Genomic DNA, 10,281 nt, shown 5'->3' on the forward strand with positions numbered 1-10,281 from the left:
CTGCTGTCGCAGGCCGTCTCGGTGGCCGCCGCCGCGCCTCCTCGGGTCGAGCGGGGCGACGCCGTCGACGACCTCGCGCGGCTCGCGGCCGAGGCGCCCCGGGACGCGACCCTCGTCGTCGTCTCGACCGGCACGCTCGTCTACCTGCCCGGACGCCGTCGGCAGGAGTTCGTCGACCTGGTGCGCGGCCTGGGCGCGCGGTGGATCTCGTACGAGCGGCGGGGCCTGCTGCACGACGTGCCGGTCGTCGTGCCCGACGGCGTGCCCCCGGACGAGTCGTTCGCCGTGCTCGCCCTCGACGGGCGTGCGCTGGCGGTGGGGGACGCCCACGGCACCCGCCTGTGGACGACCGGCTGACGGCGACGAGCCGACCGGCCGAACCGCCCCGCGCCTCCCCGGCTGCTCCGCCGCCCGCCCCTAAGCTGGCCGGGACCGAGAGGGCGGGCAGTGAGCGACGAGGGCAGCGGCAGCGGGGACGTGCGCACGAGCGCGCTGTCCGAGCGCGACCGTGCCCTGCTCGACTTCGAGCAGCGTGCCCCGTCCTCGCCAGGACAGAAGGAGGCGGCGGTGCGTCGCGAGCTCGGCCTCACGACCGCGCGCTATCAGCAGATGCTCGGCTCCCTCCTCGACAGACCTGCTGCACTTGCCTACTCGCCCATGCTCGTGGGGAGGCTCCTGCGACTGCGCGAGGAGCGCTCGCGGGCGAGGGCCGCCCGCTCGTTCGGGCCGACCGACCGCTGACCCACACGGAAGACCGACACCACACCATGGCGAAACACCCCCGCGACCGATTCGACGAGGTGCCCGGCGACCTGCAGAGGGTCGGGGCCCACCGAGCCGTGGCGCGGCGAGGTCGCGGCTGGGTCGTCTTCGCGTGGTGCGCCCTCGCGGTCGGCGTCTTCGTCGGCGCGGGCGTCGTGTACCTCGGCGTCGCGAACGACAGCTTCCAGTTCGTCTCGCCGACCTCCGACGAGACGGCCGAGGCCGGGTCGGAGACGCCGGCCGACGACGCGACGGACGGGACCGCCGCCCCGACGACGCCGGCCGAGACCGTCGCCCCCGCCGACCCGGCGTCCGTCGACCCCGACGTCACCACGATCACCGTGCTCAACGGCACGACGACGAGCGGGCTCGCGAGCCGCGCGTCGCTGGCCCTCGCCGAGACCGGCTGGACCGTGGCCGGTCAGGGCAACGCCGACGGCACCGTGCCCACGACGATCGTCTACTACGCCGACGCGGCCGACGAGGCCGTGGCCCTCGGCGTGGCCCGCGACCTCGGCACGACCACGGTCGAGCTGAGCGACGCGTTCCCCGACTCGTCGGTGACCGCGGTGCTGGGGGCGGACTACACGCCCTGAGGCGCGCCTCCTCGTTGCCGTCCCGTTGCGGTCGTGTTGCCGCCCCGTTGCGGAACGTGTGAATTCGTCACTTCTAGCGGGTTAACCCTGCGCCGAGGCCTTCTGCGGGCTGGTGCGCCCTGGCTAGCATCTGGTCCCGGCACTGGCACCACCGCACGCGCCGCACCAGAGCACAGCAAGGGGAACGACACCATGGCACAGGGCACCGTCAAGTGGTTCAACGCGGAGAAGGGCTACGGCTTCATCACCGTGACGGACGGCGGACAGGACGTCTTCGTCCACTACTCCGCCATCGACATGAACGGCTACAAGGTCCTCGAGGAGGGCCAGGCGGTCGTCTTCGAGGTCGGCACGGGCGACAAGGGGCCGCAGGCGGAGAGCGTCCGTCCGGCCTGACCCCTGCAGGGCGTCACGAGGTGCGGGGCTCACTTGCACTCCATAGGTGAGAGTGCCAGAATCGTCCTTGGCACTCGCCGCTGGTGAGTGCCAATGCTTCTGCTTCATGACGTCCGGGAGGGACGAGGAAACACATGGCTAAGATCATTGCTTTTGACGAAGAGGCCCGTCGTGGCCTCGAGCGCGGCCTGAACATCCTGGCCGACGCGGTGAAGGTCACGCTCGGCCCGCGCGGCCGCAACGTCGTGCTCGAGAAGAAGTGGGGCGCCCCCACAATCACGAACGACGGCGTCTCCATCGCCAAGGAGATCGAGCTCGACGACCCGTTCGAGAAGATCGGTGCCGAGCTCGTCAAGGAGGTCGCCAAGAAGACGGACGACGTCGCCGGCGACGGCACCACCACCGCCACCGTGCTCGCCCAGGCGCTCGTCCGTGAGGGCCTCCGCAACGTCGCCGCAGGCGCCGACCCCATCTCGCTGAAGCGCGGCATCGAGAAGGCCGCCGCCGCCGTCTCGGCCCAGCTCCTCGCCGACGCGAAGGACATCGAGACCAAGGAGCAGATCGCGGCCACCGCCTCGATCTCCGCCGCCGACCCCACCATCGGCGCGCTCATCGCCGAGGCCATCGACAAGGTCGGCAAGGAGGGCGTCGTCACCGTCGAGGAGTCGAACACCTTCGGCACCGAGCTCGAGCTGACCGAGGGCATGCGCTTCGACAAGGGCTACCTGTCGCAGTACTTCGTGACCGACCCCGAGCGCCAGGAGGCCGTCTTCGAGGACGCCTACGTGCTCATCGTCAACTCGAAGATCTCGAACATCAAGGACCTCCTCCCCGTCGTCGACAAGGTGATCCAGAGCGGCAAGCAGCTGCTCATCATCGCCGAGGACGTCGACGGCGAGGCGCTGGCGACCCTGGTCGTCAACAAGATCCGCGGCATCTTCAAGTCGGTCGCCGTCAAGGCCCCCGGCTTCGGCGACCGTCGCAAGGCCCAGCTGCAGGACATCGCCATCCTCACCGGTGGCCAGGTCATCGCCGAGGAGGTCGGTCTCAAGCTCGAGAACGCGACGCTCGACCTGCTCGGCCGTGCTCGCAAGGTCGTCATCACCAAGGACGAGACGACCATCGTCGAGGGCGCCGGCGACCCCGAGCAGATCGCGGGCCGTGTCCGTCAGATCCGCTCCGAGATCGAGGCGACCGACAGCGACTACGACCGCGAGAAGCTCCAGGAGCGCCTCGCCAAGCTCGCCGGCGGCGTCGCCGTCATCAAGGCCGGCGCGGCCACGGAGGTCGAGCTCAAGGAGCGCAAGCACCGCATCGAGGACGCCGTCCGCAACGCGAAGGCAGCCGTCGAGGAGGGCATCGTCGCCGGTGGTGGCGTGGCCCTCATCCAGGCCGGCAAGACCGCTCTCGCCGAGCTGCACCTCGAGGGCGACGAGGCGACCGGTGCGAACATCGTGCGCGTCGCCATCGACGCTCCGCTGAAGCAGATCGCCTTCAACGCGGGCATGGAGCCCGGCGTCGTCGCCGACAAGGTCCGCAGCCTGCCCGTCGGACACGGCCTGAACGCCGCGACCGGCGAGTACGTCGACATGATCGCCGCCGGCATCATCGACCCGGCCAAGGTGACCCGCTCTGCCCTGCAGAACGCCGCCTCCATCGCTGGTCTGTTCCTCACCACCGAGGCCGTCGTCGCCGACAAGCCCGAGCGCAACCCGGCCCCGGCCGGCGACCCCTCGGGCGGCATGGACTTCTAGTCCACGACCGCGCCAGTCACACCGCAAGGGCGGCTCTCCTCCGGGGGAGCCGCCCTTCGGCGTTCGTGCGTGCGTGTGTGTGCGCGTGCGCGTCTGCGTGCGTGTGTGCGTGTTTGCGTGCGTGCTCTTCTGCAAATGCCGACCAGACGGCGTCCTCGCGCTTCGCAAAAGTGGGAAAACCCGTTGTTGCATGCGAGCAGGTCGGGTTGTGCGGGGCTGCGGGTCGCGCACGCGTGCGGGGGAGCCGCAGAACCCGACCGCAGCGTGCTCGCGGGCCCTGCAGTACCCAGATTCTCGGGTACAGCAGGCTCGCCGGTCGGCATGTGCGGATCCCCCCGTAATTTGAGAGTGATCCGCGTGCTGCGTCGGTGTCCGAGCAGGAGGCGCGGCTCGGATCGTGCGGATCACGCGCACATGACGGGTTGGACGCGTGAGCGGAGAGGGGCCGCGGCTGCGCCGCACCGATGTGGGGGCGGTCGGTCGCAAAGCGAGAGTGATCCGCGCGGCGCGAGACTCGGCGACCGGCCTCTGCGGTGCCCCGACGACGGATCGCTCGCGGATCACGGGTGGGCGCGTGAGCGGAGAGGGGCCGCGGCTGCGCCGCACCGCTCTGAGGGTCGTGGGACCGCCAAGCGAGAGTGATCCGTGCGGCGCAGGCCTCGGTGAACGGCTTCTGCGGCGTTCGGACGACGGATCACGCGCAAAATTACGGGTACGACCCCGGCAGAGCGGCTAGGAGGCGGGCGTCGTGGGCGGCTGTTCGGCGGCAGGGGCGGCCGTAGCGGCAACTCCAGCAGCCCCGGCGGCACTGCCGGCACTGCCGGCGTCGGGGAACAGCGGCAGCGCGACGCGGAAGGTCGCACCGCCTCCGGGGGTGTCGAACACGTCGACGCTGCCGCCGTGGGCCGACACGATGCCGGAGACGATGGCCAGACCGAGGCCCGAGCCACCCGTGTCGCGGGTGCGCGACGAGTCGGCACGCCAGAAGCGCTGGAAGATCTTCTCCCGGATCTGCGGCGGGATGCCCTCGCCGTGGTCGACGATGTCGATCGTCGCGACGCCACGGCCCGGGTCGGACTGCACGGCGAGCTCGATCGGGCTGTCGTGCTCCGTGAAGCGCATCGCGTTGCCCATCAGGTTCGTGATCACCTGGCGCAGCTTGTTCTCCTCGCCGAGCACCACGGCCGGTGCCTGCGGGCCGTGGCCGGACGCGTCGCCGGACTGCTCGTCGCCGACCGGCTCGCCTGCCCGCACGGCGCGGGCCCGCAGCCCACGGAGGCGCGCGAGGGTGGCACCCGCGAACGAGATCGCCCCCGTCGACCCGGGCGGCACGGCGACCGCGTCGTCCGGCACGGCCGACAGGTCGGCCACGGGCAGCTCGTCGGCCCCGTCGCTGACGACCGGGTCGTGCACGACCACGGCGATGTCGCGGTCGGGGTTGGACGCCATCGTGTCGAGGGCCGAGTCGCGGGCGATGGCGACCAGGTCGACCGGGCCGAGCTCCAGCGGCTTCGACTCGTCGAGACGGGCCAGCGCGAGGAGGTCCTGCACGAGGACGCCCATCCGGATCGCCTCCTTCTCGATGCGGTCCATGGCCTGGGCGACGTCCTCCGGCTTGGTCAGCGCGCCCATCCGGTAGAGCTCGGCGTAGCCGCGCAGGCTGACGAGCGGGGTGCGGAGCTCGTGGCTGGCGTCGCCGACGAAGCGCCGCATCTGGTCGATGGTCCGCGACCGGTCGTCGAAGGCCGAGTCGATCCGGCTCAGCATCGTGTTGAGCGAGCGGTTCAGCCTGCCGACCTCGGTGTTGGGCGTCGTCGAGTCGAGGCGTTGGCTGAAGTCGCCGTCCGCGAAGCGCGCGGCCGTGGCCTCGACGTCGCGCAGGGGGGAGAAGGTCGACGTGACGAGCAGGCGCGTCAGGGCGGCGCCGAGCACGATGACCGAGACGCCGAAGCCCAGGAAGATGCCGCTGAAGCGCCCGATGACGGCGTTCGTGCTGGCGAGGTTGGTGCCGGTGACGATGGTGGCGTCGATCTGCTCGACCATGCCGGTCGTCTGGTCGCGCTGCGTCAGCGTCTTGTCGAACGCGTAGATGCGCCACTGCTGGTCGTGGTCGGAGTTGTACACGCTCATCGGCTCGGCAGTGGTGCCGGCCTTGGGGAGGTCGACGGCCGAGAGGTCGGGCCCCGTGCCGCCCTGCAGCTCGTCGGCGTTGTCGCAGATGCGCGTGCCGTCCTCACGGAAGAGCGCGACGAAGCTGCTGCTCGTCGCCCCGAAGGTGACGGTGCACGACTGCGCGTTCGTGGCGCTCTGCGACGCCCCGGAGAACGTCTCGGCGGCCGACTTGAGCGACAGGTCGACCTGGCCGTAGAGGTACGTGCTGAGCACCGTCATGGTGCCGAGGCCCGCCACGAGCAGACCGAGGGTCACGAGGGTGACCGTGATCCCGGTGATCTTGGTGCGGATGGAGATCTCGTTCCACCACTGCGACAGGCGTTCGTGCATGAGAAGCGAAGATACCGGTGGCGCCTGGGAGCCGAGGCCCCCGGGCGCCACCGGTGATCGTTGCGCGTCAGGCCTTGGCGGCCTTGAGCATGTAGCCGAAGCCGCGCTTCGTCTGGATGATCGGCTCAGCCGAGAACTGGTCGAGCTTGCGACGCAGGTACGAGATGTAGCTCTCGACGATGCCGGCGTCGCCGTTGAAGTCGTACTCCCACACGTGGTCGAGGATCTGGGCCTTCGACAGCACGCGGTTGGGGTTCAGCATGAGGTAGCGGAGCAGCTTGAACTCGGTGGGGCTGAGCTCGATCGCGGTCTCGCCGATGGTGACCTCGTGGGTGTCCTGGTCCATGGTGAGCTCGCCGGCGCGGATGATGGCGTCCTCGTCCTCGTTCATGGTGCGGCGGAGGATCGCCTTGATCCGGGCGACGATCTCGTCGAGGCTGAACGGCTTCGTCACGTAGTCGTCGCCGCCGACGGTGAGGCCCGTGATCTTGTCCTCGGTGTCGTCCTTCGCCGTCAGGAACAGGATGGGCGACGTGTAGCCCGACGATCGGAGGCGCTTGGTGACGCCGAACCCGTTCATGTCGGGCAGCATGACGTCGAGGATGATCAGGTCGGGCTCTTCTTCGAGGACCGCGGAGATCGCCTGCGCGCCGTTGCCGACCGCTCGCACGGCGAAGCCGGCGAACCGGAGGCTGGTCGTCAGCAGGTCGCGGATGTTGGGCTCGTCATCGACGATGAGAATCTTGGGGCCGTCGCTCATGCCCCCAGTATCTGTCCGCGCCCTCGGTGTTGCCTGTGAGTCGTGAGTGCGCCGACCGCGTGCTAGCAGCGAGCGCGCCGTCAGCGAGCCGTCAGTCGACCGTCAGTGGCCCGCGTCGTCCCACTCGGTGTTCGGCACGAGCGCGATGCGCGTCGTGAGCTCGAGCAGCTCGTCCGGCACCGCGAGCGTGAAGGCGACGCCGTCGCGCTGCTCGAGCACGGCCGTGTAGCCGGAGGCGCGGGCGATCTCCCATCCCGGGAACCGCTCGACCGGGGCCGTGACGACCCGCGCCTCCTCGGCGTCGTCCAGCTCGCCGAGCGCGCTGAGGCCCGCGTAGAGGTGGTCGACGACGGGGGAGCCCGCGAGCAGGTCGCTGCGCTCGAGGACCTCGGGGTCGCGGGTCCAGGTCACGACGCTCAGGCTCGCGCCCGCGTGCAGGCCGCCCTGCACCTCGTACGTGCGCTCGACCGAGACGACGACCGTGTCGTCCCACGGCGCGGTCCGCGAGCGCTGGCCCCGGTACTCGACGGCCTCGTGGTCGAGGGAGGCGACCAACGGCCCGAAGGCCGCCCACGGCGACTGGTCGGCCAGGAACACGCGGCGCAGGCCGTCGCGCCAGAGCTCGTCGTCGCCGAGGGGGACGTCGCCGGGCCCGAGCTCGGGCCCGCTCACGCGGCCAGCACCGGGGAGTCGAGGATCGTGTAGCTGTAGCCCTGCTCGGCGAGGAACCGCTGACGGTTCTGGGCGAAGTCCTGGTCGACCGTGTCGCGGCTGACGAGCGTGTAGAACGACGCGGGCAGGCCCGACTTCTTCGGCCGCAGCAGGCGCCCGAGCCGCTGCGCCTCTTCTTGCCGCGAGCCGAACGAGCCGCTGACCTGGACCGCGACCGTCGCCTCCGGCAGGTCGACCGAGAAGTTGGCCACCTTCGAGACGACCAGCACCTTGATCTCGCCCGAGCGGAAGGCCTGGAACAGGCGCTCGCGCTCGTCGATAGGCGTCGCGCCCGTCAGGGTCGGGGCGTCGAGCACCTCGGCGAGCTGGTCGAGCTGGTCGAGGTACTGGCCGATCACGAGGATCTGCTCGCCCTCGTGCCGCTCGACGAGGTGCTTGACCACGTCGAGCTTGGCCGGCGCCGTGGCGGCGAGGCGGTAGCGCTCGTCGTCGGGGGCGGCCGCGTACTCGAGCCTGTCCTGCTGCGGCAGGTCGACCCGGACCTCGAAGCAGCTCGCGGGCGAGATGTAGCCCTGCGCCTCGATCTCCTTCCAGGGGGCGTCGAACCGCTTGGGCCCGATCAGGCTGAACACGTCGCCCTCGCGGCCGTCCTCGCGCACGAGGGTGGCGGTGAGGCCGAGGCGGCGGCGCGCCTGCAGCTCGGCGGTGAGCTTGAAGACGGGGGCCGGCAGGAGGTGCACCTCGTCGTAGACGACGAGGCCCCAGTCGAGGGCGTCCAGCAGCGACAGGTGGGTGTACTTGCCTGCTCGGCGGGCGGTGAGGATCTGGTACGTCGCGATGGTGACCGGCTTGACCTCCTTGACGGAGCCCGAGTACTCGCCGATCTCGTCCTCGGTCAGGGAGGTGCGCTTCAGCAGCTCGTCGCGCCACTGCCGTGCGCTCACCGTGTTCGTGACCAGGATCAACGTGGTCGTGCCGGCGGCGGCCATCGCCCCGGCGCCCACGAGCGTCTTGCCGGCGCCGCAGGGCAGCACGACCACGCCCGAGCCGCCCGAGAAGAACTCGTCGATGGCCTGCTGCTGGTAGCCGCGCAGCTGCCAGTCGGTCTGGTCGAGCTCGATGGCGTGCGGGGTGCCGGGCGTGTAGCCGGCGTGGTCCTCGGCGGGCCAGCCGAGCTTGACCAGCTGCTGCTTGATCTCGCCGCGAGCCCAGGGGAGCAGCTCCCACACGGTGTCGCTCCGCCGCACGCCGAGCAGCTCGCCGATCTTCTTGACGCGCGTGACCTCGCGCAGCACGGCGTCGTCGGTGCCGCGCAGCACGAGGGTCTCGCCGTCGCGCTCGATGACGATGCGCCCGTAGCGGGCGACCGTCTCGGCCACGTCGACCGTGACGCTCTGCGGCACGGGGAACTTGCTGTACTTCTCGAGCGTGCCGAGCATGTCGTCGGCGGTGTGGCCCGCGGCGCGCGCGTTCCAGAGGCCGAGGCGCGTGATGCGGTACGTGTGCACGTGCTCGGGGGCGCGCTCGAGCTCGGCGAACACGCTCAGGTCGTGGCGCGCGTCCTCAGCCTGAGGGTGCGCCACCTCGAGCAGGACGGTGCGGTCGCTCTGCACGATCAGGGGGCCGGTCATGAGGGTCGAGTCTAGGCGCGCCCTGCCTGGGTGCGACTCAGGCCGAGCTCGACACCGAGACGACGTGCGACAGCGGCAGCGTGCGCTCGACGTCCGACTTCTTGTCGCGTCCGCGCACCCGTCCGCCGCCGACGCCCGTGGGCTCCATCTCGAGCTGGCTCGTGCTGCCGTCGGGCATCGCGATCGCGATGGTGACGGTCAGGCGGCCCTTGACCGCGGCGTCGAGCTGACGGGTGATCCAGGCGCGGTCGGTGGTCTCGCTGCTGGCCTCGCTCCCCGCGGTGAGCCGCTCGACCATGTCGCGCACCGCGTCGCGCGGCGGCACGGGCGTCGGCCGGTGCAGGCGGCGTCGCGCCGGGGGAGTCGCCTCGCCGCCGTCGTCGACCACGACGACCGGGTACCGCTCGTCGCTGAGGGCCCAGAAGACGGTGTCGCGGTCGAATGTCGTGGCGACGCGACCGGCGTCCACCCGCTGCAGCGCGAGGGGCGCGAGGGCGTGGTCGACCTCGAGCGTGTCGACGCTCGCCCGCTCGTCGGAGCTGACGACCGTGACCGCTCCGGCAGGCAGGTCGGCGCTGCCCACCACGCGCTCGACCCGGTACCGGCCGTGCCGCTCGGCGGACTGCTGGAGGAGGTAGTCGAGCGGCTGCGGGACGCCGGTGAGGCTGATGCCGTCGAGGAACGACCGCAGGCTGTCGGCCGTCTCGCCGGCGGTGAGGGCGCGCTGGATGCCGCCCTCGGTGATGCGGTAGGTGGCGGCGAGGCCGGCGCTCTCGACGTCGGCGATGACCCGGAGGCGGGCGTCCAGCCCCGGGGCCAGCGGGCCGGGCGCGACGACGGTGAGGTCGTGCTGCAGGTAGACCTGCTCGATGGCGTCGGGCAGCAGGTCGGCGACGCGGGCCCTGGCCGCCTCCGGCCCCTCGCGCAGCAGCGAGACGGCCGCGCGGGTCGGGGCCTGGCCGCTCGTCAGCCCGAGCAGCTCGGCCGCCCGGGCGAAGACCGCGAGGCGCTCGGGGATCCACGCGTCGCCGGCCGGGTAGGCCCAGCGCGCGTACTCGGACAGCGGCTCGCCCCACGAGGTCTCGACGCGCTCGTGCAGCACCGCGAGGATCTCGGCCGGCAGCGAGGCGAGCCACGCGCGGGTCAGCGACTCCCAGCGGTCGGGCCACGAGGAGGCGAGCCAGGCCGCCGCCTCCTGCGTGCTGGCC

General features: G+C 71.3%; 10 protein-coding genes. 5 read left to right on the forward strand and 5 right to left on the reverse strand.

Going from position 1 to position 10,281, the window contains the following annotated elements; translation table 11 throughout:
- From RWM17_RS08565 to groL, 5 genes are all read left to right on the forward strand, one after another.
- Positions 1–357 (forward strand): DUF2332 family protein (locus RWM17_RS08565; protein WP_314102717.1); only part of this gene is annotated, 357 nt, incomplete at its 5' end.
- 90 nt (positions 358–447) lie between these two features.
- Positions 448–741: a DUF3263 domain-containing protein gene (locus RWM17_RS08570; protein WP_192169641.1), complete on the forward strand. Its 294-nt coding sequence runs from the start codon at positions 448–450 to the stop codon at positions 739–741.
- A gap of 26 nt (positions 742–767) precedes the next feature.
- Complete coding sequence (locus tag RWM17_RS08575; RefSeq protein WP_314102720.1) at positions 768–1,358, forward strand: LytR C-terminal domain-containing protein; 591 nt, start codon at positions 768–770, stop codon at positions 1,356–1,358.
- A gap of 192 nt (positions 1,359–1,550) precedes the next feature.
- The gene (locus tag RWM17_RS08580; protein ID WP_314102722.1) at positions 1,551–1,754 is read left to right on the forward strand and encodes a cold-shock protein; all 204 of its coding nucleotides are present in this window, start codon (positions 1,551–1,553) and stop codon (positions 1,752–1,754) included.
- A 134-nt stretch (positions 1,755–1,888) separates the two neighbouring features.
- Positions 1,889–3,508, forward strand: a complete 1,620-nt coding sequence (gene groL, locus RWM17_RS08585; RefSeq protein ID WP_192040916.1) for a chaperonin GroEL — start codon at positions 1,889–1,891, stop codon at positions 3,506–3,508.
- Between the two features lie 732 nt (positions 3,509–4,240).
- Here groL and RWM17_RS08590 read toward each other — a convergent pair.
- The 5 genes from RWM17_RS08590 to RWM17_RS08610 form a co-directional block, all read right to left on the reverse strand.
- Entirely contained in the window at positions 4,241–6,010 is a 1,770-nt protein-coding gene (locus RWM17_RS08590) for a HAMP domain-containing sensor histidine kinase (protein ID WP_314102726.1), read from the reverse strand.
- A gap of 67 nt (positions 6,011–6,077) precedes the next feature.
- Positions 6,078–6,770, reverse strand: coding sequence for a response regulator transcription factor (locus RWM17_RS08595; RefSeq protein WP_123355366.1), 693 nt, complete (start codon positions 6,768–6,770; stop codon positions 6,078–6,080).
- Between the two features lie 102 nt (positions 6,771–6,872).
- Complete coding sequence (locus tag RWM17_RS08600) at positions 6,873–7,442, reverse strand: hypothetical protein (RefSeq protein ID WP_314102730.1); 570 nt, start codon at positions 7,440–7,442, stop codon at positions 6,873–6,875.
- A complete protein-coding gene (locus RWM17_RS08605; RefSeq protein ID WP_314102732.1) occupies positions 7,439–9,073 on the reverse strand; it encodes a DNA repair helicase XPB in 1,635 nt (544 codons plus the stop codon). Before RWM17_RS08605 ends, RWM17_RS08600 begins: the two co-directional genes overlap by 4 nt.
- Before the next feature lie 37 nt (positions 9,074–9,110).
- Positions 9,111–10,281 (reverse strand): helicase-associated domain-containing protein (locus RWM17_RS08610; RefSeq protein ID WP_314102734.1); only part of this gene is annotated, 1,171 nt, incomplete at its 5' end.

This window comes from uncultured Frigoribacterium sp., from assembly GCF_963515265.1.
In the GTDB taxonomy this organism is placed as follows: Bacteria; Actinomycetota; Actinomycetes; order Actinomycetales; family Microbacteriaceae; genus Frigoribacterium.

What these genes read in the sequence shown, in the direction of transcription:
- RWM17_RS08575 (WP_314102720.1), top strand. Translation starts at nt 768, where the DNA reads ATGGCGAAACACCCCCGCGACCGATTCGACGAGGTGCCCGGCGACCTG.
- RWM17_RS08580 (WP_314102722.1), top strand. Translation starts at nt 1,551, where the DNA reads ATGGCACAGGGCACCGTCAAGTGGTTCAACGCGGAGAAGGGCTACGGC.
- groL (WP_192040916.1), top strand. Translation starts at nt 1,889, where the DNA reads ATGGCTAAGATCATTGCTTTTGACGAAGAGGCCCGTCGTGGCCTCGAG.
- RWM17_RS08590 (WP_314102726.1), bottom strand. Translation starts at nt 6,010, where the DNA reads ATGCACGAACGCCTGTCGCAGTGGTGGAACGAGATCTCCATCCGCACC.
- RWM17_RS08595 (WP_123355366.1), bottom strand. Translation starts at nt 6,770, where the DNA reads ATGAGCGACGGCCCCAAGATTCTCATCGTCGATGACGAGCCCAACATC.
- RWM17_RS08605 (WP_314102732.1), bottom strand. Translation starts at nt 9,073, where the DNA reads ATGACCGGCCCCCTGATCGTGCAGAGCGACCGCACCGTCCTGCTCGAG.